The sequence below is a fragment of the Serratia sp. CMO1 genome (assembly GCF_015689115.1).
Taxonomy (GTDB): domain Bacteria; phylum Pseudomonadota; class Gammaproteobacteria; order Enterobacterales; family Enterobacteriaceae; genus Serratia; species Serratia marcescens.
The window spans coordinates 2,027,252-2,053,401 of record NZ_CP065032.1 but is presented as its reverse complement, the minus strand read 5'-3'; the positions used below and the strand labels follow the sequence as shown (position 1 = coordinate 2,053,401).

Annotated in this window: 27 protein-coding genes; 18 read left to right on the top strand and 9 right to left on the bottom strand. The window is 61.2% G+C overall.

Annotated features, from left to right (window positions below):
• The first annotated feature begins 47 nt into the window (after nt 1-47).
• From IT763_RS09855 to IT763_RS09825, 7 genes are all read left to right on the top strand, one after another.
• Nucleotides 48-587, top strand: a complete 540-nt coding sequence (locus IT763_RS09855; RefSeq protein ID WP_016928005.1) for a spore coat U domain-containing protein — start codon at nt 48-50, stop codon at nt 585-587.
• A 2-nt stretch (nt 588-589) separates the two neighbouring features.
• Nucleotides 590-1,093, top strand: a complete 504-nt coding sequence (locus tag IT763_RS09850) for a spore coat U domain-containing protein (protein WP_033640544.1) — start codon at nt 590-592, stop codon at nt 1,091-1,093.
• Nucleotides 1,093-1,647: a spore coat U domain-containing protein gene (locus IT763_RS09845; protein ID WP_016928007.1), complete on the top strand. Its 555-nt coding sequence runs from the start codon at nt 1,093-1,095 to the stop codon at nt 1,645-1,647. The genes IT763_RS09850 and IT763_RS09845 overlap by 1 nt, the downstream gene beginning before the upstream one ends.
• 24 nt (nt 1,648-1,671) lie before the next feature.
• Complete coding sequence (locus IT763_RS09840) at nt 1,672-2,436, top strand: molecular chaperone (protein WP_033640548.1); 765 nt, start codon at nt 1,672-1,674, stop codon at nt 2,434-2,436.
• A 67-nt stretch (nt 2,437-2,503) separates the two neighbouring features.
• Nucleotides 2,504-4,924: a fimbria/pilus outer membrane usher protein gene (locus IT763_RS09835; protein ID WP_206195378.1), complete on the top strand. Its 2,421-nt coding sequence runs from the start codon at nt 2,504-2,506 to the stop codon at nt 4,922-4,924.
• A 20-nt stretch (nt 4,925-4,944) separates the two neighbouring features.
• The gene (locus tag IT763_RS09830) at nt 4,945-5,877 is read left to right on the top strand and encodes a spore coat protein U domain-containing protein (RefSeq protein WP_079449321.1); all 933 of its coding nucleotides are present in this window, start codon (nt 4,945-4,947) and stop codon (nt 5,875-5,877) included.
• Nucleotides 5,878-6,012: 135 nt separating this feature from the next.
• A complete protein-coding gene (locus IT763_RS09825; RefSeq protein WP_004931517.1) occupies nt 6,013-6,252 on the top strand; it encodes a DUF1480 family protein in 240 nt (79 codons plus the stop codon).
• A gap of 54 nt (nt 6,253-6,306) precedes the next feature.
• Here IT763_RS09825 and IT763_RS09820 read toward each other — a convergent pair whose 3' ends face one another.
• Together IT763_RS09820 and IT763_RS09815 are read right to left on the bottom strand one after the other, a co-directional pair.
• Nucleotides 6,307-6,906, bottom strand: a complete 600-nt coding sequence (locus tag IT763_RS09820) for a papain-like cysteine protease family protein (protein ID WP_049300218.1) — start codon at nt 6,904-6,906, stop codon at nt 6,307-6,309.
• Nucleotides 6,907-6,910: 4 nt separating this feature from the next.
• The gene (locus IT763_RS09815) at nt 6,911-7,303 is read right to left on the bottom strand and encodes an ASCH domain-containing protein (RefSeq protein WP_004931522.1); all 393 of its coding nucleotides are present in this window, start codon (nt 7,301-7,303) and stop codon (nt 6,911-6,913) included.
• Between the two features lie 339 nt (nt 7,304-7,642).
• On the opposite strand from IT763_RS09815, the gene yniD reads away from it, so the two are divergent.
• Nucleotides 7,643-7,735 carry a small membrane protein YniD gene (gene yniD / locus IT763_RS23350; protein ID WP_016928013.1) on the top strand — a complete coding sequence of 31 codons (93 nt, stop codon included), beginning with the start codon at nt 7,643-7,645 and terminating at the stop codon, nt 7,733-7,735.
• A 36-nt stretch (nt 7,736-7,771) separates the two neighbouring features.
• On the opposite strand, the gene IT763_RS09810 is transcribed toward yniD, so the two are convergent.
• The gene (locus tag IT763_RS09810; protein ID WP_162835083.1) at nt 7,772-7,924 is read right to left on the bottom strand and encodes a hypothetical protein; all 153 of its coding nucleotides are present in this window, start codon (nt 7,922-7,924) and stop codon (nt 7,772-7,774) included.
• A 159-nt stretch (nt 7,925-8,083) separates the two neighbouring features.
• On the opposite strand from IT763_RS09810, the gene IT763_RS09805 reads away from it, so the two are divergent.
• A complete protein-coding gene (locus IT763_RS09805; RefSeq protein ID WP_016928015.1) occupies nt 8,084-8,293 on the top strand; it encodes a hypothetical protein in 210 nt (69 codons plus the stop codon).
• A gap of 147 nt (nt 8,294-8,440) precedes the next feature.
• Here IT763_RS09805 and IT763_RS09800 read toward each other — a convergent pair whose 3' ends face one another.
• Together IT763_RS09800 and IT763_RS09795 are read right to left on the bottom strand one after the other, a co-directional pair.
• Nucleotides 8,441-9,859 (bottom strand): serralysin family metalloprotease, encoded by a 1,419-nt coding sequence (locus IT763_RS09800; protein ID WP_206195377.1) that lies wholly within the window; start codon nt 9,857-9,859, stop codon nt 8,441-8,443.
• Nucleotides 9,860-10,192: 333 nt separating this feature from the next.
• Nucleotides 10,193-11,536, bottom strand: a complete 1,344-nt coding sequence (locus IT763_RS09795; protein WP_206195376.1) for a 2-hydroxycarboxylate transporter family protein — start codon at nt 11,534-11,536, stop codon at nt 10,193-10,195.
• Nucleotides 11,537-11,968: 432 nt separating this feature from the next.
• On the opposite strand from IT763_RS09795, the gene pckA reads away from it, so the two are divergent.
• Nucleotides 11,969-13,588 (top strand): phosphoenolpyruvate carboxykinase (ATP), encoded by a 1,620-nt coding sequence (pckA, locus tag IT763_RS09790; RefSeq protein WP_197766354.1) that lies wholly within the window; start codon nt 11,969-11,971, stop codon nt 13,586-13,588.
• Nucleotides 13,589-13,644: 56 nt separating this feature from the next.
• Here the strand turns inward: pckA and IT763_RS09785 are convergent, their stop codons facing one another.
• On the bottom strand, nt 13,645-14,289 hold the full coding sequence (locus IT763_RS09785; protein WP_206195375.1) for a TetR/AcrR family transcriptional regulator: 645 nt from the start codon (nt 14,287-14,289) through the stop codon (nt 13,645-13,647).
• A 93-nt stretch (nt 14,290-14,382) separates the two neighbouring features.
• Here IT763_RS09785 and IT763_RS09780 point away from each other — a divergent pair, with 93 nt between their 5' ends.
• The 5 genes from IT763_RS09780 (at nt 14,383) to IT763_RS09760 (ending at nt 19,811) form a co-directional block, all read left to right on the top strand.
• Nucleotides 14,383-15,081 carry a DAPG hydrolase family protein gene (locus tag IT763_RS09780; RefSeq protein ID WP_206195374.1) on the top strand — a complete coding sequence of 233 codons (699 nt, stop codon included), beginning with the start codon at nt 14,383-14,385 and terminating at the stop codon, nt 15,079-15,081.
• Between the two features lie 82 nt (nt 15,082-15,163).
• The gene (locus IT763_RS09775) at nt 15,164-15,550 is read left to right on the top strand and encodes a GFA family protein (RefSeq protein WP_206195373.1); all 387 of its coding nucleotides are present in this window, start codon (nt 15,164-15,166) and stop codon (nt 15,548-15,550) included.
• 89 nt (nt 15,551-15,639) lie between these two features.
• Nucleotides 15,640-16,944: an MFS transporter gene (locus IT763_RS09770; protein WP_206195372.1), complete on the top strand. Its 1,305-nt coding sequence runs from the start codon at nt 15,640-15,642 to the stop codon at nt 16,942-16,944.
• Nucleotides 16,945-17,112: 168 nt separating this feature from the next.
• On the top strand, nt 17,113-18,372 hold the full coding sequence (locus IT763_RS09765) for an MFS transporter (RefSeq protein WP_033640564.1): 1,260 nt from the start codon (nt 17,113-17,115) through the stop codon (nt 18,370-18,372).
• Nucleotides 18,369-19,811, top strand: a complete 1,443-nt coding sequence (locus tag IT763_RS09760) for a glycoside hydrolase family 32 protein (protein WP_143778902.1) — start codon at nt 18,369-18,371, stop codon at nt 19,809-19,811. The genes IT763_RS09765 and IT763_RS09760 overlap by 4 nt, the downstream gene beginning before the upstream one ends.
• A 41-nt stretch (nt 19,812-19,852) precedes the next feature.
• On the opposite strand, the gene IT763_RS09755 is transcribed toward IT763_RS09760, so the two are convergent.
• The 3 genes from IT763_RS09755 to IT763_RS09745 all read right to left on the bottom strand — a co-directional run bounded on the left by IT763_RS09755 (nt 19,853) and on the right by IT763_RS09745 (nt 22,851).
• On the bottom strand, nt 19,853-20,854 hold the full coding sequence (locus tag IT763_RS09755; RefSeq protein WP_028127390.1) for a LacI family DNA-binding transcriptional regulator: 1,002 nt from the start codon (nt 20,852-20,854) through the stop codon (nt 19,853-19,855).
• A gap of 69 nt (nt 20,855-20,923) precedes the next feature.
• Nucleotides 20,924-21,481 carry a HutD family protein gene (locus IT763_RS09750; protein ID WP_206195371.1) on the bottom strand — a complete coding sequence of 186 codons (558 nt, stop codon included), beginning with the start codon at nt 21,479-21,481 and terminating at the stop codon, nt 20,924-20,926.
• Nucleotides 21,481-22,851: a formimidoylglutamate deiminase gene (locus tag IT763_RS09745; protein ID WP_049300630.1), complete on the bottom strand. Its 1,371-nt coding sequence runs from the start codon at nt 22,849-22,851 to the stop codon at nt 21,481-21,483. Before IT763_RS09745 ends, IT763_RS09750 begins: the two co-directional genes overlap by 1 nt.
• Nucleotides 22,852-23,031: 180 nt before the next feature.
• Here IT763_RS09745 and hutC point away from each other — a divergent pair, with 180 nt between their 5' ends.
• From hutC to hutG, 3 genes are all read left to right on the top strand, one after another.
• A complete protein-coding gene (gene hutC / locus IT763_RS09740) occupies nt 23,032-23,787 on the top strand; it encodes a histidine utilization repressor (RefSeq protein ID WP_028128056.1) in 756 nt (251 codons plus the stop codon).
• A 156-nt stretch (nt 23,788-23,943) separates the two neighbouring features.
• Complete coding sequence (gene hutI / locus IT763_RS09735; protein WP_206195370.1) at nt 23,944-25,167, top strand: imidazolonepropionase; 1,224 nt, start codon at nt 23,944-23,946, stop codon at nt 25,165-25,167.
• Nucleotides 25,164-25,967, top strand: coding sequence for an N-formylglutamate deformylase (hutG, locus tag IT763_RS09730; RefSeq protein WP_176063328.1), 804 nt, complete (start codon nt 25,164-25,166; stop codon nt 25,965-25,967). The genes hutI and hutG overlap by 4 nt, the downstream gene beginning before the upstream one ends.
• Nucleotides 25,968-26,150 lie beyond the last annotated feature (183 nt).

Sequence of the window (26,150 nt, the reverse complement as noted above, 5' to 3'; positions counted from 1 at the left end):
TGGGTGGCGTCTTTGCGGGCTTTCTCTCATACGGCAAGGAATATAAGATGAAAAAAACTCTGATGGCATTGACCTCGGTAGCAACCCTGCTGTGCGCCAACGGCGCGGCTAACGCAGCAGGCACCATTCAAGGCACGTTAGGCGTGACGCTGACCATCGGCGCCGGTTGCGTCGTGGGGGGCGGCAGCAGCAGCGGTTCCGTCAACGACTTCGGCTCCATCAGCTTCGGTACTTACTCTTCACTGGCCAACATCATCGACGCCAGCGCCACCGGCGCAGGGGGGGCCGGTACGCTGTCATTGACCTGCACTACCGGCACAGACTACACGGTGGCGCTGGACAACGGGCTCCACGTCACTTCAGGCACCCAACGCCGCATGGCCAGCACGGCAGGCGCATTCATCAGCTATAACCTGTACCAGGATGCCGCACGCACCACCGCCTGGGGCAGCGGTGCCAACGCGCGGACCGGTACCGGCACCGGCGCCGCCGTTCCGCTGATCGTGTATGGCCGCGTACCGGCGGCCGGCTCTACCCCGGCGGCGGACACCTATAACGACACCGTCACGATGACGGTCACCTGGTAACGGTGCGGCGCGCGCTCTGCTGCTGCGGATTATGGGCGTGCAGCCTGTTGGCGCAGGCCGACAGTAAAACCGCGACCCTCGGCGTCAGCGCGACCTTGCTCAGCGCCTGTGAGGCCGGCAGCAGTTCAGGCGGCAACGTCAGCTTCGGCACGCTGAATTTCGGCACGCTGTATTTTCTCAGCACCGCAACCAGCGTCGCCGGGCAGCAAAACGCCGGCGCCATTCGGGTGAAATGCACCAACGGCACCAGCTACAGCGTTCTGCTTGGCGGCGGGCAAAGCGGCAATACCGCTGCCCGCTACCTGCAAAGCGCGGCGGGCCAACGGGTGAATTACAACCTGTACACCAACGCCGCCCACAGCGCCATTTGGGATAATCTGACGGGCGTGTCACAAACCGCCAACGGTGCGGACAACTGGTTGCCGGTCTATGGCATGATTCCGGCGCAGTCCACGCCCCCGACAGGCAGCTACACCGATACGGTACAGGTCACGATCAATTGGTAATGACGATGCGCGCTTCCATTTGCGGTTTGCTGTTCTGCCTGCCGCTTTCCCCGGCCCAAAGCGATACCGGCGTCAACGATTTGACCAAAAGCCAGCCGTTCACCGTCAATGCAACCGTGGTAAAAGGCTGCGTATTGGGCAGCGGCGTCAGTGACGTGACCACCTTCGGCACCCTGAACTTCGGCCAACTGTCCTCGCTGAGCAACGCAGTCAGCGTCGTCTCCAGCAGCGGCGCCGGTTCGGTGCTGTTTCGCTGCAACCCGGGGCTGAGCGTCACGCTAGCCCTCGGCGTCGGCAATCACGTGACCGGATCCATCGCCGGCGGCAGAAAATTACAAAACGCCGTCACGTCTGAAACGCTGCTGTATCAACTTTATCAAGACAGCAACTACGCCACCCTTTGGGGAGATGGCGCCAACGGCGGCGCGGCGCAGACCGTCGCCGCCACCGGCAGCACGCAAGAAATCAAGGTTTACGCCCGTCTGTTTTCGACCAGTACCCTGCCCACCAGTGGCGTTTACAGCGATACGGTCTTGTTGACGGTCACTTATTAAGTTTTTTGCAATAAGGATTGAGTTATGCGCATACCCTTCCGTCTGCCGTTAACGGCAGCCTTGCTCCTGGCAAGCCAACAGCACGCCCTGGCCGCGGCTTCCATTCTCATCTGGCCGATCGATCCGGTGATTGAAGATCAACAACAGGCCACCGCGCTGTGGCTGGAAAATCGCGACAGCAAACCGGTCTATATGCAAATTCGCGTGTTGGGTTGGCAGCAAACCGCCGGCAAAGACGATTACAGCAACCAAAGCGACGTGATCGCCAGCCCGCCGGTGGCGTCGATCGCGCCAGGCAAACGCCAGCTGATACGCCTGATCAAACAGTCGGCGCCGGCGGCGGGACAGGAGCGGGCCTACCGCATTTTGGTCGATGAAGTGCCGGTGAAAGAACCATCGTCGAGCGCCGCTCCCGGCGGTGCGGAGATGGGGTTGAAATTCCAGATGCGCTACTCGGTGCCGCTGTTCGTCAGCGGCAAGGGCATCTGGACCAAACAGGACAGCGAAAAACCGCGCGATTACGCGACCGCCAGCCAACCCCTGCTCAGCTATCGTCTACAGCAGCAAAGCAGCGAACGCTGGCTGGAGGTGCGAAATCAAGGCGCAGTGCATGCCCGTATATCGAAAGTGACGCTGCAAGGCCGCAGCCTGAATCCCGGCCTGATGGGATACGTGCTGCCCGGTTCACAGATGCGCTTCGCCTTGCCGCCCGCCGGCGGTTTCAGCAGCGGCAAGCTGATGGCCACGGTCAATGACAACAAACAGCCCGTAGCCATTCCGTCTTATTGAGGCCCAGGTGCAGCCGACAGGGAGGCTATCGACGCGGCGCTTCAGCCTTAAGCCGCTGGCGTGTGCCATGCTGAGCATGGCGGCCGGCGGCTGGCTGCCGTTTGCGCTCGGCGACGATCTGCCGCCGCCGCCCAGCGCCATCAGCATGCCGGACACCACGCTGTATCTGGAGCCGGTCGTCAACGGGCGCCAAACCGGCAACGTCGTGCCGGTCAACTACCGCGGCGGCCATTACTACATGACGCCCCAACAACTGCTCGACGCCGGGCTGCCGGTAGCGGATAAACAGGCGAAAGAAATCGCCGTCGATCGGCTGGAGAAGGTGGATGTCAGCTACAGCGGCGAGAGCCAGCAGTTGCTGATCAACGTGCCCAACGACTGGTTGCCGCAGCAAACCATCGGCGCCCGTTCACCGTTGCAGCGCTTGCCGGCGCAAAGCAGCCTCGGTTTGCTGTTCAACTACGACATCTACGCCAGCCAAAGCAACGGCAATGGCCGGCCGGGCTACCTGTCGGCGTGGAGCGAACAGCGGCTGTTCGACGGGTTCGGCGTCGTCGCCAACACCGGCATCTACCGCAGCGGGTTTAACGGCGGGCCAAACGACGATGGCGGCCGCTATATTCGGTATGACAGCTACTGGCGTTTCAACGATGACCAGCGGATGCTGAGTGTGATCGCCGGTGACCTAACCACCGGCTCGCTCCCCTGGAGCAGCGCCGTGCGCATCGGCGGCTTGCAATTGGCGCGCAATTTCGCGGTGCGCCCGGATCTTATCACCTACCCGCTGCCGCAGTTTTCCGGCCAGGCGGCATTGCCCAGCAGCGTCGATTTATACATCAACAGCTATAAAAACAGCACCACCAACATCAATCCCGGGCCGTTTACCCTCAACAGCGTGCCCTACATTAACGGCGCGGGTCAGGCCACCGTCGTCACCACCGACGCCCTCGGCCGCCAGGTCAGCACCACGGTACCGTTCTACGTGGCCAGCAACCTGCTGCAGACCGGCATGAGCGATTTCAGCATTTCCACCGGTTTGCTGCGGCGCAACTACGGGTTGAATTCTGCCGATTACGGGCAATGGATAGGCAGCGCCAGCTTACGTTACGGCGTCACTGACTGGTTAACCCTGGAAGGGCGCGCCGAAGGCGCAGCCGAGTTGGCGGTCGGCGGCGGCGGCGCCGACATTCGCATCGGACAATGGGGGGTTTTCAACGCGTCCTACAGCGTCAGCCAGGCCGGCGACGAAGCGTTTAACGGCGGCAGGCCGATACAATCCCCCACGTATTATGACCCGCTGACCGGCAGGCCGTTGCAACAGCCGGATCCCCAGCCCGTCTATCGCTACACCGGCAACCACGGCGATCAGAGCAGTTTTGGCTACACCTACAGCAACTCACGCTTCAGCCTCAACGCGCAACGCATCCTGCGCAGCGCCGATTTTGGCGACATTTCCGTGTATAAAAGCGACTACCGTCTGAGCCGCCGCACCGATCAGTTGACCGGCAGCGTCAGCCTGGGCCGGCTCGGCAGCCTCGGCGCCGGTTATTTTGACGTTCGCGACGCCATCGCTCAACGAACCCGCCTGGTGAACCTGTCCTACAGTGTGTCGCTTTGGCGCAACAGCAGCCTGTACGCCTCGCTGAACCGGGAAATCGGCAGCAGCGGTTACAGCGCCCAACTGCAGCTCTCGATTCCGTTCGACAGTTGGGGCACGGCCAGCTTCAGCGCCGCGCGCGACAACAACAACCGCTGGAGCGAACGCGTCAGCTACAGCCGCGCCGCACCGACCGATGGCGGTTTCGGTTGGAATCTGGCCTACGCCAATAACCCGAGCGGCGGCGATTACCGCCAGGCGGATCTGACCTGGCGAACCCGCAGGCTCGAAGCCCGCGCGGGCGTATACGGCACCCGCGATGAAACCAACCACTGGGGAGAAATCAGCGGTTCGCTGGTGGCGATGAACGGCGGCGTATACGCCACCAACACCATCAACGATGCCTTTGCGCTGGTGTCCACGCAAGGATACGCCGACATTCCGGTGAGCTATGAGAACCAGCCGATCGGCAAGACCGATGCCCAGGGCTATTTACTGGTGCCGACCGTCACCTCTTACTACCATGCGAAATTCCAGATTGATCCGCTCAGCCTGCCCGCCGACGTCGCGCTGCCGACGGTGGAAAAAACCGTCGCCATTCGCGATCACAGCGGTTTTCTGGTCGAGTTCCCCATCCAACCCATCTCCGCCGCCGACGTCGAACTGGTTGACGAGCAAGGCAAACCGCTGGCCAACGGCAGCCAGGTGGCGGTGGTTGGCGGCCGTCAGCAGAGCTATGTCGGTTGGGATGGCATGACCTATATCGACCCGGTGCAACAACACAATCGCCTGAGCGTGATCCCGGCCGACGGCGGCCCGCCATGCCAGGCGGAATTCAGTTTGGCGAAGCCTCAGGGCATCCAGCGCGTCGGCCCGGTTGTCTGCCGCTAATTCAACGACGGAGAGTCACTATGTTTCGGGGATTGAAAGCCTTATTGTTGACCCTTTCGCTGCTGCTCTGTCAGCGCGCATTCGCCGACTGCGCCACCACCAACGGCACCGTCACCTTACCGGGGAGCAGCTCTTTCGTGGTCTACAATGGGCAGATCAACGCCCAAGGCACCGCCGGCCTCAACTGCACCGGCCTCGGCCTCAATTTGCTCACGCAAAACACCGTCACGGTCAAGATCGCCTCCACCACCAACAATATGGCGGTTGCCAACACCGACGGCTCCGGCGATAAAATCGCTTACCTGATCTACCCCGACGCCAACTACCAATATCCATACAGCATCGGCCAAACCATCGACTACAGCTCGCTGAACCTGCTGTCGCTGATCCTGATTTCCTCCAACGTCAACTTTCCGCTGTATATCAAAACCACCGCCGGCGCCAACGTGCGCGCAGGAACCTATACCGACAGCATCAACCTGATCTGGAATTACCATATTTGCGGTCTGGGCGTGCTCGGCCTGTGCGTTTGGTGGGATGGCGTCGACAAACCCAGCACGGTCAGCGTCAGCGTCACCATCACCAAAGATTGCCTGATCGGCACCGCACCCAACGTCAACTTCGGCAGCATGGCGTTGGTCGGACAGTTCAATCCCGTCAATCAGAGCATTACCCTGACCTGCACCAAAACCGAGGGATACAACACCTATTTCACCAACGGCAATAACCCGGTCACCGGTTGGCGGCGCATGAAAAGCGGCACCAGCAATTTCATGCAGTATCAGATTTACTTGCCTAATACGACGACCGTTTGGGATAGCACCAACAAACAGAGCGGCGCCGGCACCGGCCTGGCGCAAAGCATCCCGTATAAGGCGGCGGTCAATGCGGCGCAGACGGAAGTGGCGGTCGGCAGCTATCAGGACAACCTCAGTTTTGTGGTGGAGTACTAGGCGTTGTGTTTTGCCGGCGTGGAAATTGTTTCCAAAATGTAATTTTTATGTGGCATTTTTTGCTCATTTGGCTATGCTCTTACCGATGACCATACTGGTCTAACCTCCTACCACACCATTGAGCAAGGAGTTCCCATGAGCAAAACCGTCGTAAAAATTGGCAGCTTCGAGGTCGATGACGCGCATCTTCACGCCGGCGCCGACCGCGCCGGCACCCTGAGCATTCCCTGCAAGTCCGATCCGGATCTGTGCATGCAGCTGGACGGCTGGGATGAACACACCAGCATCCCGGCGATCCTCGACGGCAAACAGTCGCTGCTGTACAAGCAACACTACGATCGGCAGGCGGACGCCTGGGTGATGCGGCTGGCATGAAAATGCCTCAGAACTGCTGACGACGCGCTGTTTTCATCGGAAACAGCGCGTTTTTTATGCGATGGCGATGCCGCGGCCGGCAAAGAAAGGGGCGAAGCGGTTGAGTGACAACTGTACGTGCTCACGCGTCGCCGGGCTGTCGCCCGAAGGATTATGGAAGGTCACGCTTTGCGCATCGGCGGCGGTGATCAGCACCAGATGCCCGCCCCTGTGCGGCGGTGCGCTCTCCGGCCGGCGAATGGCGGGATGCACCGAGGCGATAAAGTAACGGCATTCGCTAAGCAGCGCCGGCACGTCGGCAGCCGCCAGCCCCACCTTCACCTCCGCTTGCAGCGCGAACTGCTCGCGCACGTACTCGACGAACGGCGCGTAAATCAGGCCCTTGATCCGCTCACCCTCACGCACATAGGCGCCATAGGGCAGGCTGCGCCGCGCCAGCTCCAGCAGCGGCGGCGCTGCGCCGTCGCGATGGCCCAGCACCATTTTCAGGCAGGCCATGCCACACACGTGGTTGGCCCACTCGATGTACTCGGCCCGATCGCGGGCGCCGCTGCGCGCCCAATTTTCGTCTTGCGCCAGCGTCGCCCGGCCGGCTATCAGATCGGCGGCCAACGCCGGGCTCGCCCACTGGCACTCGTAGGGAACGGCGCGCATAAGATTAGAATTTGTCGACGACTTTGAAATTCATCAGCACCAGCGTCATGTCCGGCGAGAACAGATCGTACTCTTCGAAGAAGCGCTGCAGCTCTTTGCGCCAATGCGCCAGCGAGCGATCGCCCTCGCCTTCGGCAAAGGCGTGCGCTTCATCGACCTGATCGTAAGTTTTCATTTCCACCGCGGTCAGCTCGACCGCGCAGACCGGCTCCCCCTTGCCATCCACCACCAGGAACAGATCGCCGGCCTGCGGGATCCCTTCGCCGTCCAGGTTGGAACAGGTGGCCGTTTTGGTGCCATTGAGGATCAATTGCACCACTTCATCGGCCTGCTGCTCGGTATCGCCGAATGCCCAACGCTCAAGGTGTTCGTATTTCTGTGGAATTGCCGTCGCCATGATTATACCTTTTGGAAAAATGCCTCAATGCAGACAGGATAGTACAACGTATTGCCGGCCGTCTGCACCCGTCGCAGGCGCGACTGCGCATTCCGCCACCGCCGTCTTTACGCGTTTTTACCGTTCTTCGCTGTGCCTGTCGCGCTGCGGGGCGCATACTGTGAACATTATTCACCCAATGGCGTCCGCCAGGCGGTAACATGCGGCAAAATGACATCGATGCTGACGATACGTTCAGCGACTTACTCAACGGCGTCGCGTTAGTGACGCTTTTCCTCATCCTCCTCGCCGGCGGGTGGTATTTCAGCTAAAAAGGAAGGCGACGTGGCGACAAAACGCATGGGCAACAAGCTCAGTAAAATGGTCGTGGTGCTGCTGCTGATCTGCCTGGCGCTGCTGCTGTTGCGTTGGGCGGCGATCGCCTTCGGTTAATCCCGCGAAACGACGCCGGCAACGCCGGCGCCCTGTTCACCGCCGCCGTGGCGCAGTCGGCTCCAGCAACTCCCGCAAATAGGCCAAACGCGCCTCCTCCTGAAGCAACCAGCGGCGACACAGCCAATGCTGCGTTTCACCCGTGCGGCTCAGGCGGTAGTACTCCGCCAAGGTTTCGACCCAGTTCATGATGTTTTCTCCTGCTTTTCGACAACGCAAGTATTGAGCGTAAAAACCAGAAGAAATACTGATGGCTTGTTTTTTATGCTTCCTGTTTTAGGCGGCGGGTAGCGAAGTCGCAGCTCAGCTGCTACATTGGGCAAAAATCAACCCACCGAGGTGTAGGCCATGACGTTCTCGGAACAGGAGATTAAACCCGTATGGGATGAGGTCGCACGCCTGATCGGCGATGGCGTGATGCAACTGCGTCATCGCGGCGAAGCGCTGTCGGTGGAAACGCTGGAAAAACATCTGACGCGGCAGTTGGCCGAGAGCAACGACATCGAACGGCGTATCCTGCTCGGCGCCGCCATCAACATGCTGAAAGGCGGAAAATGAATCGCCAACCGAAGAAGGTTGGCGATCCGACAGAAGCCCGAGGTATGCAAGCCCGGCCTTCTGCGCGCTACTATGTCACGCTAATATGACGTAATTAATAGGAATTGTCGGGTTTTTGCCCAAAATGCCCTATTTTTGTTGCCTGCATCAGGCCAGCACGAAATCCCCCGCATCCAGCGGCTGTCCCACCACTTTCACCAGGAAATCACTGCCGTCAAAGCCGCCGCCCAGGTTGATCGCCACGTCACTGACGTGATTTTGCGCATCGTAGCTCAGCGTCGCCTCGCCCGCCTTGCCGCTGAACTGATCGACGAAGCGGATGCCGTCGGCGCTGCCGGTGTTGAACAGCGTCAGATCGATCTTGTCCTCGCCGCGCACGAAGTCGCGGATCCAATCCGGCGCCGCCGCCGTCGACTCATCCGCCGCAAAGTAGACGAAGGTGTCCTTGCCGGCGCCGCCCCACAGCTGATCCGCCCCTTTGCCGCCGTACAGCACGTCATCGCCCGCGCCGCCCTTGAGCACGTTATCGGCGGCGTTCCCTACCAGCACATCGTTACCCGACCCGCCGATGGCGTTTTCAATCGTTACGCCTGCGGCGATAGACACGTTGCCTTTCAGGCCGCCGACGTCCGAGAACGCCTTTTCATTCAGATTGATGCGCTGATTCTGGCCGAAGCCGGAGAAGTCGAAGGTGTCGTTGCCGCCGGCGTCCCAGGCGGTGAAGATTATCTTGTCCTGCGCGCCGGTGGCGGTGAGGAAGTCGCGATCGGTGTTGGAATTGAAACCGTAAACCGTGTCGCCGGTACGGGTGTTCATGTTGGCGCCGTAGAAATGCTGGATCGCCGTGATGTCGTTGAGCAACGGCCCGGAAGAGTACGCGCCTTTAAAGTCCTGCCCGGTGTTGCTTTCGCTGAAATAGCTCATCAGGCTGTGCGCGCGGCTGTCCTCAAAGTAGGTCGCGTCTTTAGCGTAGGTGATGCTGACGCCCGGCGCGGCGTTATAGTCGCCCGGATGCTGCAACCCCAACGCATGGCCGATTTCATGGGTGAAGGTCTGGCGACCGTACTCGTTCTCATGGATCTGGTTGTTGACGAAGGTAGGGTTCTTGGCGTTATACCAGGTTTGCCCGGCGACCGAAGGCGAGGAGTCCGGGTTATACGCGAAGGCATAAGAGCCGCGCGAGCTGTAGTCGAACAGGCCGAATTTGATGTTGGCGGCGGCGGTGTTGCTGGTTTCGGTGAAGGTGATGTTAGCCACGTCTGACCATGACTGCAGCGACAGTTTAGCCTGCTCGCGCTGTTCGGCGTTAAAGCTGCTGAAGCCGCTGATGCTCATGCTCGACATGTTGCCCGGCGCCTTTTCCCAGAAGCTGTAGGTCAGGGAGACCGGCGTGTCGGTCACGCCCTTGTCGTGCCAACTGCGATCGCCGCGCACCAGCTCCAGGCCGGCGTTTTCGAACGTTTTCGACAGATGAAGCACGGTAATGGTGTCGTCTTCATCGGGTTTATAAGCGCCCAGCAGGGCTAATACGCCTTCGGCCTTAACGGAAGCATTGCTTGATGACATAACCTTATCTCCATATTCGTCAATTCAATCGGGGGGATGCCCCAACTGGCGGATTGCCTGAACGGCAGCGGCCCGGTGTTGAATCAATACGGGGATATCGGTAATGCGCTGGCGCCTTCCCTCGGCACTCTGAATGAGAACGATAATCCCTTAAGAGAAAAGAATAGTCACATTTTCACCGATTACAGAATTTTCTTAGATAAAGTACGGCTATGCATTTGCGCCACACGAATGATTTTCAAGGCAATAATCAGCACTATCACGATAAGCGAATAAAAACGCATAAAAAAACCGGGGCAATCCAACCCCGGTTATCCATAAGATACTCTGGACTCAGACTAACCAACCAAGCAGCAGCGTCGCGCCGATGACCGTGGAAGCGCCGCCGATGCGCGTGGCGATTTGGGCGAACGGCATCAGCCCCATGCGGTTCGACGCCGACAGGATCGCCACGTCACCGGTGCCGCCCAGGCCACTGTGACAACAGGTGACAATCGCCGCCTCCACCGGAAACATCTTCAGGTAAGGCGCAATCAAGAAACTGACCAGTCCCATCGACAGCACCACCGAGCCACAGACCACCACATAACCGACCGAGAACACCGCCACCACGCTTTCCAGCGGCACGTACAGCATGCCCAGACCGATCATCAGCGGCCACACCAGCGCGGTGGAGACGAACTTGTAGAAACTGTGCGCGCCGGTCTCCATCGAAGCCGGGATCACCCGGCAGTACTTGCACAACACCGCGAACAGGATCATCAGCACCGGCCCGGGAATATGCACGATGTGTTCGAACAGGCCGCCGACGATAAAGAAGGCGCAGATCACCAGCAGCCCGCCGCCCATCAGTTGGAAATCGACGTTGCCGTCTTGCTCCTTGATGGCGAACATCGCGTTCTCCTGCGCCGAACGGATCAGCATGCCGTCGCCGCTCAGCGCCTTGCGCTGCATGCCGATGCGCGCCAGCACCCCGGCGGTCACGATGGCGAAGATGTTACCCAGCACCGCCGCCGGCGCCAGCTGCGCGACATAGACATCCGGCGTCGAGCCCAGGATCGCCGAATAGGCCAGCGACAGCGGTAAAATCCCCTCGCCGATGCCGCCGCCGATGATCGGCACGATGATGAAGAAGAAGGTGTGATAGAAGGTAAAGCCGAACAGCTTACCCACCAGCAGCCCGGTGATCACCGCCGTGATCGTGCCCACCACCAGCGGCACGAACATGCGAATCATCCCCTGGATCAGAATCACCCGGTTCATGCCGAGAATGCTGCCGACCACCAGACTGGCGATGACGAAATAGAGCAGGTTGGCGTCTTTCATCAGCAAATGGACGGTGCCCATGACGTTAGGCTGGAAGACATTGAAATAGACCAGCACCGACGGCACCATCAAACACAGAATGGCCGGCCCGCCGATATCGCGCAGCACGGGAATGCTTTTTCCCAACTGCGCCAGCGCAAAGCCCAGCGTCATTATCACCGCCAGGCCGCCGATCATATTCTTCGGCAGGAAGTTGGCGTAGGCGGAAATCGCTACGATCGCGCAAATCGTGATAAACAAGGCGATCGGTACCGCGCCGATATCCATTTGACGAAGTTGATTAATTAACCCTGAGGATTCGGACGATGCCGTATTTTTATCACAGGCCAGTTCTGCATTTATCTGTTTCATTATTCACCCTGCTGACAAGCGTACAGTACGGTTAGATTCACCTGGCGCAAAAACTCTGCCATAGCCAAGCAAAAACAAATGATTACGAAAAATCCTATTGTGGATTTCGCTTTTTCTAATAAGAAATAAAACAGTAGACAGCCCTGACAATATGATAAAAAATAAAAATGCAAAACTAAATTACGCCGGCGAAATTCAATATTGTGACCCTCCGCCAAGGTTGGTTTTAATTAATTATCGTCAGCATTTTGTAATTAAAGTAAGCAGGCTTAAATTCGCTGCTATGCTATAGGAGGGCGAAAAAGCCCCCTGTTTTATTAATAAAGAACCGGAAACGCATTAGCTGAATCCGGTCAGCTTGATCCGAATCTCAATCCTGCGCGCGGCACCGCACGGGAAAGAGGCATAATATGACTCATAAGGAAGTAGAATATGTCTTCACGCGCTGTTACCCCACAAACCCTCGCTCGCTACGGCATCCATCAGGCCGCCGACATCGTCTATAACCCCAGCTATGAATTGCTGTTCGCCGAAGAGACCCGCGCCGACCTGCCGCCGCTGGAGCGCGGCACGCTCACCCAACTGGGCGCGGTCAACGTCGCGACCGGTGAATTTACCGGCCGTTCGCCGAAGGACAAATACATCGTGCGCGACGACACCACGCGCGATACCGTCTGGTGGTCGGACAACGGCACCGGCAAGAACGACAACCAGCCGCTCTCGCCGGAAGTCTGGCAGCATCTAAAGACGCTGGTGGGCAATCAGCTCTCCGGCAAGCGTCTGTTCGTGGTGGACGCGTTCTGCGGCGCCAACGCCGACACGCGTCTGAAAGTGCGCTTCATCACCGAGGTGGCCTGGCAGGCGCACTTCGTGAAAAACATGTTTATCCGCCCGAGCGACGAAGAGCTGGCTGACTTCGAGCCGGACTTCGTGGTGATGAACGGCGCCAAATGCACCAATCCGGACTGGCAGCAGCAAGGGCTGCACTCGGAGAACTTCGTCGCTTTCAACCTGACCGAGCGCATGCAGCTGATCGGCGGCACCTGGTATGGCGGCGAAATGAAGAAAGGCCTGTTCTCGATCATGAACTATCTGCTGCCGCTGCAGGGCATCGCGTCGATGCACTGCTCGGCCAACGTCGGCGAGCAAGGTGACGTGGCGGTATTCTTCGGCCTGTCCGGCACCGGCAAAACCACCCTCTCCACCGATCCTAAGCGTCAGCTGATCGGCGATGACGAGCACGGCTGGGATGACGACGGCGTGTTCAACTTCGAAGGCGGCTGCTACGCCAAAACCATCAAGCTGTCGCCGCAGGCGGAGCCGGAAATCTATCAGGCGATCCGTCGCGATGCGCTGCTGGAAAACGTCACCGTGCTGGCCGACGGCAGCATCGACTTCGACGACGCAAGCAAAACCGAGAACACCCGCGTCTCTTACCCGATTTATCACATCGAGAACATCGTCAAGCCGGTGTCCAAAGCCGGCCACGCGCGCAAGATCATCTTCCTGACCGCCGACGCCTTCGGCGTGCTGCCGCCGGTGTCGCGCCTGACGCCGGAGCAGACCCAATACCACTTCCTGTCCGGCTTCACCGCCAAGCTGGCCGGCACCGAGCGCGGCATCACCGCGCCGACGCCGACCTTCTCCGCCTGCTTCGGCGCCGCGTTCCTGACGCTGCACCCGACGCAGTACGCCGAAGTGCTGGTGAAACGCATGGAGGCCGCCGGCGCCCAGGCTTACCTGGTCAACACCGGCTGGAACGGCAGCGGCAAGCGTATCTCGATCAAAGATACGCGCGGCATCATCGACGCCATTCTGAATGGCGACATTGAGCAGGCCGAGACCTTCACGCTGCCGATCTTCGGGCTGGCAGTGCCGACCGCGCTGCCGGGCGTCGATCCGTCTATCCTCGATCCGCGCAAAACCTATGCCGACGAATCGCTGTGGCAGGAGAAAGCGCAGGATCTGGCGCAGCGCTTTATCGATAACTTCGCCAAATATACCGTCACTCCGGCGGGCGAAAAACTGGTGAACGCCGGGCCGAAGCTGTAACGCAGACGTTTTGCATTCTGCTGTTTAAGGGCCGAACTCTCGGCCCTTTCTTGTTTTCATCCTTCCGCCAGCAAACCCGGCATCACCAGCGCCACCGCCGCCGCGATGCGCTCGTCGATCGCGCTGCCCGGCGGCAACAGTCCCAACGTCATCTGCCGTAGCGGTTCGGCGATGGCCATCGCTAACATCAGGTCGCTGGTTTGCGCCCAGTCGCGCTCACGCAGCCACCCGCACTGCTGCTGGCGCTGCAGCCAGTCCGCCACCGTCGTCCGGCCGCGCTGAATGCCGTTGCGCTGATAGCTGTCCAGCAGCGCCTCGCGCCCCGGAAACTCGCTTTGCAACAGCCGAAACATCCCCACCGCCTCGGCGCTCAATACCTGCTGCGCGATGGCCTGCAGCCCTTTTTCCAACAGCGGCGCCACCGCCGCCCGTTGCCCGGCATCCTGGGCGAAGGCCGACTGAAACGCCTCGGTCCAGCCGCTCACCGCCTGCGCGACCAGTTCGTCGCGATTAGCGGCAAAACGATACAGGGTTTTTTTCGCCACCCCGGCGCGTTTCGCTACCGCGTCCACCGTTGCTGCGGCATAGCCGCCGTCGAGCAGCAACGCCAGCGTCGCCTGCGCCAGCGCGGCGCGCAGCGCCGTTTCCGGCGTGGCCGGCCGACCGCGAGCGCGCGGCGGTTCTTCATTCGGGGTCGCCATCTTTATTCCTCATAAGCATTGACAGACTCAGCATAGCAGCATAGCTTTATTTTGGAAACGACATTAGTTTCCAAAATAAAACAGGAACCCATTATGACACACCCTTCCCTGCTGGCGCCGTGGGGCGTCAACGATATCAACGAGTTGCTCAGGCCCGAACCGCTGCGGCTGGAGATGGGGCTGAGTCGCAGCGCCGACGGCCTGCTCACCGTCACGATTCGTACCGATCTGCACGGCTGCAAAGGGCGCATGCTGGACTGGTGGTTCACCTTCTTCGAGAACACGCAGCACATCAACTGGTGGCACCCTCACGATCACGTCGAACATCGCGGCTGGGATCGCCACTGGAAAAAAGGGGAAAGCTACATCGGCGCCAGCATCGAAGCGGTCGAATGGCTGGCGGAGCTGCCGCCGGTCGCGGCGCGCCTCAAGTTCCACGCCGCCGATGACTTCTTCGCGCCGCAGCCGCTACGCCAGGCGCGTGATGCGCAGGCGCTCTCCGCCGCGGTTTGCGCGCGTATCGGCTTCGGCGATCAGGTGGCGTTGGATGACAACGGCGATCCCTGCGACGGCGAGATACTGCATTTGGTGCGCGATACGCCTTACGGGTGCGTGCTGCGCAGCCGCTTCCTGCTGGGTAAAGCCTGCGCCAACGCCCACGACGAACTGTCGGATGACATCGGGTTTAACCTGATGCGCCACTGCTACAACGAGTTCAGCTATCTGGCGCAGTTCCTGCCGTCGCTGTACTACGCCGAAAACGGCCGCGAGCCGGCGCCGTTGCTCTGGTAAGCCGCCGGCGGGGCCTGTTATTTTCTCACGATGCCGCTATAGTGATTTTCATCGCCATTCCCGCGTTTCTGACGGAGAACTCATGGAAAATCCAGGCTATAGCGGCGGCTGCCTGTGCGGGCATATTCGCTTTCAGGCGCACGGCCTACCCGGTAACCCACACAGCTGTTCCTGCGAATTTTGCCGGCGTCACTCGGGCGCGCCGACGCTCTGCTGGGTCGAATTTCCGCGTCAGGCCGTCAAGTGGAATGGTCCGGGCGGCCTGCCGGCCTTGTACCGCTCCTCGCCTTATTCCAGCCGCGCCTTTTGTCCGCGCTGCGGCAGCACGCTGGGGGCGCTCGACGACGAGCCGACGGTGGCGCTGGTCACCGGCAGCTTCGATCGCGCCGATCTGCTGGAGCTCCGCCCGACCTCGCACGCTTTCGCCGATGTATGCCCCTCATGGTGGCGCATCGACGGCATGCGCTGAGCGCTTCACAGTTCCCGCTGAAATCAATTGATTGTTTTGTCGTATAAATTTAGAACTGACGAACAATAATTCAAAATATGGGAACGGGGATGAATCAACAGACTCTCGACGCGCGCCGCTCGCGTCAGGCGTTGCTGGCCGGCTCGGTCGGCAACTTTATCGAATGGTATGAGTTCGGCGTATACGGGTTCCTGGCCACCGTTATCGCCGCCAATTTTTTCACGCTGCAGGGTGAAAATGAAATCACCAGCCTGATCCTCACCTACGCCGCCTTTGCGCTGGCGTTTTTCTGCCGACCGATCGGCGCGGTGATCTTCGGCCGCATCGGCGATCGCATCGGCCGCCGGCCGACGCTGATTGCGGTGCTGCTGCTGATGACGCTGGCCACCGCGCTGATCGGCGTCATGCCGACCTACGCTTCGATCGGCGTCGCCGCCCCGCTGCTGCTGACGCTGCTGCGCATGTTTCAGGGGTTGTTCGCCGGCGGCGAATTCGGCGGCGCGGTATCGCTGATGACCGAGTTTGCTCCCAAGGGCAAGCGCGGGCTGTTCGGCGCCTGGCAATCGCTGACCGTCGCGCTCGGCCTGCTGGCCGGCGCCGGACTGGTGGCGCTGCTGGCCGCGCTGCTCAGCGCTCAGCAGTTGCATGACTGGGGCTGGCGTATTCCCTTCCTGCTGGCGCTGCCGATGGGCGCCGTGGCGCTGTGGCTGCGGCTCAAGCTCGAGGAAACGCCCACGTTCACCCAGGCGCAGCAACGTGCGGAACACGCCGCCCCACCGCCGGAAGCGAAGCTGGGGAGCGTGGTGAAAACCATTCTGATCGGCATCGGCCGCATGATGGGTTGGTCGGCCGCCGGTTATACCTTCCTGGTGGTGATGCCTTCCTATTTGCAAACCTCGCTGCACGCCACCTTCCAACAGGCGCTGGTGGCGACGGTGCTGGCCAACGTCGGTTTCGCCCTGACCATTCTGCCGGCGGGCAACATCAGCGACAAACTGGGACGTAAAACGGTGATGCTGACGGCGGTGGCGGCGGTGATCCTGTTCACCTTTCCCTTACTGCACCTGCTGCAGGATGCGCAGAGTTCACGGTGGGCCAAAGGGCTGGCGGTGATGGTCGCCGGCGCCGTGGTCGGCCTGCTGGCCGGTCCCGGCCCGGCGATGCTGGCTGAGATGTTCCCGACCCGGGTGCGCTATACCGGTTTGGGGCTGGCTTACTCGCTATCCAATGCGGTGTTTTCCGGCTCGGCCGGGCTGATTATCACCGGCCTCATCAAACAGACCGGCAATATCGACATTCCCGCCTACTACGTGGTCGCCACCTCGGTGGTGAGCCTGTTTGCGCTGATGACGCTGCGCCGCGACGATCATCTGCGCTCGCTGAACGAACGTTAATCCTGCGGGGGCGCATCGCCCCCTTGCCAACTCGTGACCTCGATCACAAGGCAAAAATGTTAACGTTAACTTTTGTGATTAACATCTCATGCGTGATATCTGGCCGCTTCATCCCTTCGCGAGTTAACGTTAACAATAGAGCTAACTTCACTCACCGGGGCCCTACCCATGAACCGCGAAACGAAAAAATATTACGTGCTGCTCAGCGGCCTGCTGTTCTTCTTTTTCTTCACCTGGTCTTCCAGCTTTTCGTTGATCTCGCTGTGGCTGAATCAAAAGATCGGCCTGAAAGGCGCCGAGACCGGCCTGATCTTCTCCGCTATCTCGCTGGTGGCGCTGTGCGCACAGCCGCTGTACGGGTTTATTCAGGATAAACTTGGGCTGCGCAAACACCTGCTGCAGTTTCTCGGCGTGATGCTGCTGCTGACCGGCCCGTTCTTTATCTACGTTTACGCCCCGCTGCTGGCGAGCAGCCTGCCGCTCGGCGCTTTGGTCGGCGGGGTGTTCATCGGCGCGACCTTCTTCGCCGGTATCGGCGCGTTGGAATCTTATACCGAGCGAGTCAGCCGCATCAGCGGTTTCGAATTCGGCCGCGCCCGCATGTGGGGCTCGCTTGGCTGGGCCAGCGCCACCTTTGTGGCCGGTTTTATCTTCAATATCAATCCGAACATCAATTTCTGGCTGGCCTCCGCCGCCGCCGTGGTGTTCCTGGTGCTGCTTAGCCAGGTACGCGAGCTGAAGCCGAATGCCATGGCCGGCCTGGCGTTCGGCAAACCGGAAAACCTGCGGCTGCAGGACGCGCTGGCGCTGCTGCGCATGCCCGGCTTCTGGGCGCTGGTGGTGTTTGTGCTGGGGATCAGCGTATACAACGTTTTCGATCAGCAATTTTCGGTCTACTTCGCTTCACAGTTCGCTTCTCGCGCACAGGGCAACGAGATGTACGGTTTTCTCAACTCGCTGCAGGTCTTCCTCGAGGCAGGCGGCATGTTCCTGGCCCCGCTACTGGTGAACCGCATCGGCGCCAAACAGGGGCTGTTGCTAGCCGGTGGCGTAATGGCGCTGCGCATGTTCGGCTCCGGCTTGGTCAGCGGCGCCTTGATGATCTCCGCCATGAAACTGCTGCACGCCGTAGAGTTGCCAATCCTGCTGATCGCTATTTTCAAATACATCGCGAGCCGCTTTGACAGCCGACTCTCCTCCACGCTGTACCTGGTAGGTTTCCAGTTCATCACCCAGGTGATGGCCAGCTTCCTGTCACCGCTGGCGGGCTACGGTTATGACCGCATCGGCTTTGCCGACACCTATCTGCTGATGGGCTGCGCGGTCGCCGCCACCACGCTTGTCTCCTGTTTCCTGCTGCGCGGCGAACGCTCCGCCACGGCAACGCCCTTTCCATCCGCCATTAAATCAAGTGAGTCTGTCCAATGAATACTGCCTTAGCTCAAGCCGACCATGCGGTCGAAGCCCTGCGCGCAGAACGCCGAGACGATTATTATCCGCAGTTCCATCTCGCGCCGCCCGCCGGCTGGATCAACGATCCCAACGGCCTGATCTGTATTGACGGCGTCTATCATGCCTTCTTCCAGCATCACCCCTATAGCGAGCACTGGGGCCCCATGCACTGGGGGCACGCGACCAGCCGCGACCTGATACGCTGGCAGCATCAGCCCATCGCCCTGGCGCCCGATGCGCCCTATGACCAAGACGGTTGCTTTTCCGGCTGCGCCGTGGATGACAACGGCGTGCTGACGCTGATTTACACCGGCCACGTGTGGCTGGGCGAACCCGGTGACGACAGTCAGGTGCGGGAAGTGCAATGTCTGGCCACCAGCGAAGACGGCATACGCTTCGTCAAGCACGGGCCGGTGCTGGCCCCGCCGGACGGCATTCAGCATTTTCGCGATCCGAAAGTCTGGCGCGAGAACGGCGAATGGTGGCTGGTGGTCGGCGCCAAAGAAAACGGCCTGGGCCAGGTGCGCCTGTACCGTTCTGCCGACCTGCGCGCCTGGCGCTTCGATCGGGTGCTGGCCGGCGCGCAAACGGCGCATCAAGGGTATATGTGGGAATGCCCGGATTTCTTCCCGCTGGGGGAACAACACCTGCTGCTGTTCTCGCCGCAAGGACTTGCGGCGCAGGGCTACCGCTACCGCAATCGCTTCCAGAGCGGCTATCTGCTTGGCCACTGGCGGCCTGATAGCGACTTTACGGTGACCCAGCCTTTCTGTGAGCTGGATGCCGGCCACGATTTCTATGCGCCGCAGACCTTCACCGCCGCCGACGGCCGTCGGCTGCTGTTTGCCTGGATGGATATGTGGGAATCACCGATGCCCAGCAAAGCGCACCGCTGGGCCGGCGCCCTCACCCTGCCGCGCGAGCTGACGCTGGCCGCCGACGGCAGCGTCCGCATGAACCCGGCGCGTGAACTGGCGGCGCTGCGTCGAGAGTCACACACGTTGTCGGCGCAGACGCTGACCAATCAGCAACTGCCGCTGGCGAACGATATGCAGGAGCTCATCCTGACGTTGAGACCGACCGACAGCGACGCCGAGCGTTACGGGCTGGCCATTGGGAGTGCGGCGCGGCTGTACGTCGACAATCAGTCACACCGACTGGTGCTGGAGCGTTTTAATGAACATCCGGCGCTGTGCGCCTGCCGCAGTGTGCCGCTGCCGGAAGGTGACACCGTGTCGCTGCGGATCTTTATTGACCGCTCCTCGCTGGAAATCTTCGTTAATCAGGGAGAGGCCTGCCTGACCAGCCGCTTCTATCCGACGGCGGGCGATCGCCGTCTCAGCCTGTTCGCCGAAGGCGGCCGGGCGCAGTTCGAGTCAATCGAGGGATGGCAGTTGGCGAGCATCTGGGGGTAATGGGAATGAGCACCGGGCGCGCAGCGACGCACCCGGTGCGGTTACAGCGAACCACGCGCCAACAGCGGGCAAGGCACTTTCACCGTATCACGCTGTTCCCGCTGCTCGATCACATGCAGCGCCGCAAGGCGACCCAGCGCATAGTGCGGCAATTGCACCGTCGTCAACGCCGGCAGGAACAGCTCGCCGATGCCAACCATGTTGTCGTAGCCCAGCACCGCCACCTGTTGCGGTATCCGCCATCCTTGCGCCAGCAATACCTGATACACCAGAAACGCTATCCGATCGTTCCCGCATACCACGACATCGCAATCGCGCCGGCCGGCAGAGAAATGCCGCGCCAGCACCGCGACGCAGTCGCGATAGCCTTGATCGCCGCCGCTCAGATCGAGATGATACTGCCGCAGTTGTTCAACATCGCGCCCCGCTTCGCGCCAGGCGCGCTCCAGACCGCGACGGCGCAGCCCCGCCGCCAGCGTATCCGCCGGTAAATGTATGCACAGCGGCGAACGATAGCCTTTGGCGATCAGCGTGCGCGTGGCGTCATACTGCCCTTGCTCATCATCAGGAATGTAGCTGGCGATCGCGTGCGCCGGGCTGACGCAGTTGGCCAGCACCAGCCTTTTGTCCAACAGTTTGGCCGGCACATCCACCTGACGCAGCCCCATGGTGGTGAAGATCACGCCGTCCGGTCGATGCGCCAACAGCAGATCGACGGTCTGTTCAGCGTTGTCGTCGGCAAACAGGTTGACGACGAAGCTGTTCCAGCCGCGCTCACGCGCGGTTTTTTCAATCGACAGGATCATGTCCACCGAGAACGGCGTCGTGGCGGTGTCCAGCGCCAGCACGCCGAGCGTCTGTACGCGATTTCCGTCACCGCGAATACGCCGCGCTGACAGATCCGGCACATAGTCCAACTGGTCGATCGCCTGTTTGACGCGGTGATAGGTTTCTGGCCGCAGCTTGCCGGGTTCATTGATGGCGCGGGACACCGTCATCAACGAGACTCCGGCAAGTTTTGCGACGTCTTTCAGCGAAGCCATGCGCCCTTCTTTATGATTAATGGGGAAAAGTGAATAATCCCATAACCGGGCGCAGGACTCTACTCTGCGTTAGCAGGCTGTGATGTTCGCCCACAGGATCGCGCCGTCGGCCGTCAGCGGCGTCACTTCGCCACCCGCCGCCGTCCACCAGACACCCTCGCGCGCCCGCAGTTCGCCGCCCTCCGGCAGCGACCAAACGCCGCCCAGCACATACAGCACGCCCGCCCGGTTGGGTGACAGGATGACGGGCACCGTACTGCGCCGCACCTCGGCCGCCTGCCGGCCGCGGCGTGTCATGATGTTGAAATCCTGACTGGCGCCGCCCAGCAGCGTCGCTTCCAGCGCCACGTCGCCGGAAAACGCGAACGGCTCCCCGACGCGCGCCAACTGATGGTCGATATGCCCGGCGCTGAACAGCCGCACGCCGTCGCCTTCCAGCAGGGTGATCGAACGATCGATGCCCGCAAAGGCGGAAAACGGCCCGTCCTGCGCGATGGTGGCGATGCTGGCGCGCCAGTCAAAATCCTGCGCGCCCGGCGGCCAGCTGACGATTTCACGGGTTTCCCCACCACCGTTGCGCCACGGGCTGACCGGCAGCGCGGCGAAGTTAAAACGGTTCAGGCTCATTACGCCTCCTGCTGAAAGGTTTTCAGCACCTGCAGGAACTCGGCGCTGCTCTGCTGCTGCAGCGCGTGCCGCCCCTGCTCGATCACCTGCCGGCCGCCGACGAACACGTCGCGAATTTGCTCCTTGCCGCCGGCGAACAGCCAGCGATTGAGGATCGAGGCGTCCGGCGCCGCCGCCAGATACGGATCGTCGCCGTCCAGTACCAGCCAGTCGGCGCGATAGCCGCTCTGCAGCCGACCGATCGGCGCGCCGCACGCCTGCGCGCCGCCCTGCAGCGCCTGCAGGTACAGCACATCGCCTACCGCCGACTGTTCCGGTGTCGTTAGGCGATTGCGACGCTGATCGCGCAGCCGCTGGCCGTATTCAAACCAGCGCAGCTCTTCCACCACGTTGAGCGAAACGTGGCTGTCGGAACCGATGCCCCAGCGCCCCTGCTGCTGCAGGTAAGCGTCGCCGGGGAAAATGCCGTCGCCGAGGTTGGCTTCGGTGGTCAGACACAGGCCGGCCACCGCGCGGCTGCGCGCCAGCGCTTCCAGCTCGTCGCGATCCAGATGGGTGGCGTGCACCAGGCACCAGCGCTGATCCACCGGCAGATGGTCATACAGCCAGGCCACCGGGCGCTGCCCGCTCCACGCCAGACAGTCGTTCACCTCTTTTTGCTGCTCGGCGATATGAATATGCACCGGCAAGGTGCGATCCGACGCGGCCAAAATCTGCTGCATCTGCCCCAGCTCCACCGCACGCAGTGAGTGGAAACACAGCCCCTGATTCTGCAACGGGCGATCCGCCAGCTGACGGGCAATCACCTGCTGCTGATGCAGATAGCTTTCGGTGTCCTGGATAAACCGTTTCTGCCCCGGCTGGGCCGGCTGGGCGCCGAAACCGGCGTAGCTGTAAAGCACCGGCAGCATCGTCATGCCGATGCCGGCCTGATGTGCGGCCTCGCTGAGGCGGCCAGTCATCTCACCGCGATCGGCGTAAGGCTTGCCGTCGGCGTCGTGATGCAGGTAGTGGAATTCGGCCACCTGGGTGTATCCGCCCTTGAGCATTTCGATATACAGTTGACGGGCGACCACCTCCACCTGCTCCGGCGTCAGACGCTGCACCAGGCGGTACATCAGATCGCGCCAGGTCCAGAAGCTGTCCTGCGGGTTGCCCGCCACTTCCGCCAGCCCGGCCATCGCGCGCTGGAAAGCGTGGGAGTGCAGGTTCGGCATGCCCGGCACCGCATCGCCGTGCAGCCGAATGCAGCCTTGCGGCTCAGCGTTGGCGGTAACTTGAGTCAGATAACCTTGCGCATCGACGTCCAGCCGGACGTTATGCGCCCAGCCCTCTGGGAGCAAAGCGCGTGGGGCAAAATAAGCAGGCATGGCAGTATTCCACGGTTAATGTAACGGCGAATAAGGCGCGGCGGTGGCGCGTCTTAAGGAATTTTTGGCGGTCGCCGGCAAGTTTCTGGCGCGACGGCCACTAGTTGTATATACATATACATACGCCGACATCAACAGTAAACTGGTGTTATTATTTTTTTATTTGACGAGGTTAACGTCGTGGCTGAACAACAGACCGTGTTACAACTGGCGGCTGCAATGAGCGATGCCCCCGCCCCGATCTACCAACGGGTCAAACAGGCGATCGTGAATCAAATCCGTGCGGGGCATTGGCAACCGCACCAGCGCGTGCCCTCCGAAAGTGAACTGGTGGCGGAACTGGGCGTCAGCCGCATGACCATCAACCGCGCGCTGCGCGAGCTGACCAGCGAAGGTTTTTTGATTCGCATGCAGGGCGTCGGCACCTTCGTCGCCGAAGCCAAGGCGCATACCGCACTGCTGGAAGTGCACAACATCGCCGATGAGATCGCCGCGCGAGGTCATCACCACAGCAGTAAAATCCTCGAGCTGAAGGCCCGCCCGGCCAGCGAGGAAGAAGCGACGGCGCTGGGCATTCAGCCCGGCCAACGGCTGTTCTACTCCCAGATCGTGCATTACGAAAACGACGTGCCGGTGCAGGTGGAAGACCGCTGCGTCAACCCACTGGTGGCGCCGGATTACCTGAAGCAGGATTTCGACCGCGTCACGCCCTATACCTATCTGACGCAGGCCGCGCCGCTGACCGCCGGCGAACACATCGTCGAAGCGGTGATCCCCACCCGGCGCGAGCGCGAGCTGCTGCAGCTGGAGGACCACGAACCCGGCCTGCTGATCCATCGCCGCACCTGGTCCGGCAAAACCGTGGTCACCTCGGCCCGGCTGCTGTATCCCGGCAGCCGTTATCAACTGTTCGGCCGCTTCACCAGCGAAGTCTGATCCCCGGCGGGCGCCCCTGCGCCCGCATCTCCGCGGTCGATCACATCCTGATAACAAAATCTCTCCCGCCTCTTGTGACATCCCGGTGAATGCGTTAGGTTGTTTTTAATTGTATATACAACCATGTGGGAGCTGCGGCTCCGGCGGAGGAAAGCAATGACGTCTGAGATTCACTGTGACAGCCTGTGGCACGGCGCCGATATCGTCACCATGCGCGACGGCAAATATCACACCCTGACCGACGGCGCGATCGCCGTGCGCGACGGCAAGATCGTCTGGATTGGCGAACATGCGGCGTTGCCGCCCGGCCTGATCGCGGACGAAACGGTGAAATTCGACGGCGGCATCGTCACCCCCGGCTTTGTTGACTGCCACACGCACCTGGTGTTCGGCGGCAACCGCAGCGGCGAGTTCGAACAGCGGCTGAACGGCGTGAGCTATGCCGACATCGCCGCGCAGGGCGGCGGCATTATCTCCACCGTGAAAGCCACCCGCGAGGCCGACGAAGCGCTGCTGCTGGAGCAGGCGCTGTTCCGCCTGCGGCCGCTGCTGGCGGAAGGCGTCACCTGCGTGGAGATCAAATCCGGCTATGGCCTCAGCCCGGAAAGCGAGCTGAAAATGCTGCGGGTGGCGCGCAAGTTGGGCGAGCTGCTGCCGGTCGAGGTGAAAACCACCTGTCTGGCGGCCCATGCGCTGCCGCCGGAATACGCAAACCGCGCCGACGACTACATCAATCTGGTCTGCGATACCATCATCCCTCAGGCCGCCGCCGCTGGCCTGGCGGATGCGGTTGACGCCTTCTGCGAACACCTGGCGTTCTCACCGGCGCAGGTGGAGCGAGTCTTCGCCGCCGCCGAAGCCGCCGGTTTGCCTGTCAAACTGCACGCCGAGCAACTCTCCGCCCTCGGCGGCAGCACGCTGGCGGCGCGCCATCACGCGCTCTCCGCCGACCATCTCGAATACGCCACCGAGCAAGATGCCCGCGCCATGGGCGACGCCGGCACCGTGGCGGTGCTGCTGCCGGGCGCCTACTACCTGCTGCGCGAAACCCAGTGCCCGCCGGTAGAGCTGTTCCGCAAGCACCACGTGGCGATGGCGATCGCCAGCGACGCCAACCCTGGCACGTCGCCGGCGCTGTCGCTGCGTCTGATGATCAACATGGCCTGCACGCTGTTCCGCCTGACGCCGGAAGAGGCGCTGGCGGGCGTTACCACCCACGCTGCCAAAGCGCTGGGGCTGCAGCACAGCCACGGCACGCTGGAAACCGGCAAGGTGGCGGACTTCGTTCACTGGCCGCTGTCGCGGCCGGCGGAACTGGCTTATTGGTTGGGCGGTCAACTGCCCTGTACGGTGATTTTCCGAGGAGAAGTACGTCAATGACCATTCGCGATCCTTTTAGCTTCCAGACCGGCAGCCTGCCGCTGCTGATCAGCATTCCGCACGCCGGCACGCAACTGACGCCGGCGGTCGAGGCCGGGCTGACCGACGACGCTCGCCCGCTGCCCGATACCGACTGGCATATTCCGCAGCTGTACGACTTCGCCCGGGCGATGGGCGCCAGCATGCTGGTCGGCAACTATTCGCGCTTCGTCATCGATTTGAACCGCCCGGCGGACGACAAGCCGCTGTACACCACCGCCACCACCGGCCTGTATCCCGACGTGCTGTTCGACGGCCGCCCAAGCTTCCTGCCGGGCAAAGCGCCGACGGACGAAGAACGCGCCGCCTACCTGCAGCAAATTTGGCAACCTTATCATCAGCAGCTGCAGAACGAACTGGCGCGCCTCAAAGCGCGCCATGGCTATGCGCTGCTGTTCGACGCGCACTCCATCGCCTCAGTGATCCCGCGGCTGTTCGACGGCCAACTGCCGGATCTCAATCTCGGCACCAACGGCGGTGAAAGTTGCGCCCAGGCGCTGAGCGATCGGCTGGTCGCCTGCTGCGAGCAGCAACAGCAGTACACCCACGTGCTCAACGGTCGCTTTAAGGGCGGTTATATCACCCGCGCTTATGGTCAGCCGCAGCAACAACAGCATGCGATCCAGCTCGAACTGGCGCAGGTCAACTACATGTCCGAACAGTATCCTTTCGCGTTCGAGCCCCAGCGCGCCGCCTCGCTGCAGCGCCTGCTCAAGCAGATGATTGAAAGCCTGTTGGACGGCGCCGCCAGACTGAATTGATCCCCCTTTACAGGCGCCGCCGCGCGCCTGTTTTTCTCCCGCCTCTAACCGCAACGCCAGCAGCAATCTGCGCGCTATATCAAAGTTTCGCGTGATTCCCCGCTAACTGGTCTAAACAGCGCACAAAACAGCGGCCGACGAAAAACGCACTGCGCCACAATCAGCCCAAAAGCCCGCGCTCAG

Bases quoted from the DNA above. Each gene is read 5' to 3' on its own strand.
- IT763_RS09855 (WP_016928005.1), top strand. From the start codon at position 48: ATGAAAAAAACTCTGATGGCATTGACCTCGGTAGCAACCCTGCTGTGC.
- IT763_RS09845 (WP_016928007.1), top strand. From the start codon at position 1,093: ATGACGATGCGCGCTTCCATTTGCGGTTTGCTGTTCTGCCTGCCGCTT.
- IT763_RS09840 (WP_033640548.1), top strand. From the start codon at position 1,672: ATGCGCATACCCTTCCGTCTGCCGTTAACGGCAGCCTTGCTCCTGGCA.
- IT763_RS09835 (WP_206195378.1), top strand. From the start codon at position 2,504: ATGCTGAGCATGGCGGCCGGCGGCTGGCTGCCGTTTGCGCTCGGCGAC.
- IT763_RS09830 (WP_079449321.1), top strand. From the start codon at position 4,945: ATGTTTCGGGGATTGAAAGCCTTATTGTTGACCCTTTCGCTGCTGCTC.
- IT763_RS09825 (WP_004931517.1), top strand. From the start codon at position 6,013: ATGAGCAAAACCGTCGTAAAAATTGGCAGCTTCGAGGTCGATGACGCG.
- IT763_RS09820 (WP_049300218.1), bottom strand. From the start codon at position 6,906: ATGCGCGCCGTTCCCTACGAGTGCCAGTGGGCGAGCCCGGCGTTGGCC.
- IT763_RS09815 (WP_004931522.1), bottom strand. From the start codon at position 7,303: ATGGCGACGGCAATTCCACAGAAATACGAACACCTTGAGCGTTGGGCA.
- yniD (WP_016928013.1), top strand. From the start codon at position 7,643: ATGGGCAACAAGCTCAGTAAAATGGTCGTGGTGCTGCTGCTGATCTGC.
- IT763_RS09810 (WP_162835083.1), bottom strand. From the start codon at position 7,924: ATGAACTGGGTCGAAACCTTGGCGGAGTACTACCGCCTGAGCCGCACG.
- IT763_RS09805 (WP_016928015.1), top strand. From the start codon at position 8,084: ATGACGTTCTCGGAACAGGAGATTAAACCCGTATGGGATGAGGTCGCA.
- IT763_RS09800 (WP_206195377.1), bottom strand. From the start codon at position 9,859: ATGTCATCAAGCAATGCTTCCGTTAAGGCCGAAGGCGTATTAGCCCTG.
- IT763_RS09795 (WP_206195376.1), bottom strand. From the start codon at position 11,536: ATGAAACAGATAAATGCAGAACTGGCCTGTGATAAAAATACGGCATCG.
- pckA (WP_197766354.1), top strand. From the start codon at position 11,969: ATGTCTTCACGCGCTGTTACCCCACAAACCCTCGCTCGCTACGGCATC.
- IT763_RS09785 (WP_206195375.1), bottom strand. From the start codon at position 14,289: ATGGCGACCCCGAATGAAGAACCGCCGCGCGCTCGCGGTCGGCCGGCC.
- IT763_RS09780 (WP_206195374.1), top strand. From the start codon at position 14,383: ATGACACACCCTTCCCTGCTGGCGCCGTGGGGCGTCAACGATATCAAC.
- IT763_RS09775 (WP_206195373.1), top strand. From the start codon at position 15,164: ATGGAAAATCCAGGCTATAGCGGCGGCTGCCTGTGCGGGCATATTCGC.
- IT763_RS09770 (WP_206195372.1), top strand. From the start codon at position 15,640: ATGAATCAACAGACTCTCGACGCGCGCCGCTCGCGTCAGGCGTTGCTG.
- IT763_RS09765 (WP_033640564.1), top strand. From the start codon at position 17,113: ATGAACCGCGAAACGAAAAAATATTACGTGCTGCTCAGCGGCCTGCTG.
- IT763_RS09760 (WP_143778902.1), top strand. From the start codon at position 18,369: ATGAATACTGCCTTAGCTCAAGCCGACCATGCGGTCGAAGCCCTGCGC.
- IT763_RS09755 (WP_028127390.1), bottom strand. From the start codon at position 20,854: ATGGCTTCGCTGAAAGACGTCGCAAAACTTGCCGGAGTCTCGTTGATG.
- IT763_RS09750 (WP_206195371.1), bottom strand. From the start codon at position 21,481: ATGAGCCTGAACCGTTTTAACTTCGCCGCGCTGCCGGTCAGCCCGTGG.
- IT763_RS09745 (WP_049300630.1), bottom strand. From the start codon at position 22,851: ATGCCTGCTTATTTTGCCCCACGCGCTTTGCTCCCAGAGGGCTGGGCG.
- hutI (WP_206195370.1), top strand. From the start codon at position 23,944: ATGACGTCTGAGATTCACTGTGACAGCCTGTGGCACGGCGCCGATATC.
- hutG (WP_176063328.1), top strand. From the start codon at position 25,164: ATGACCATTCGCGATCCTTTTAGCTTCCAGACCGGCAGCCTGCCGCTG.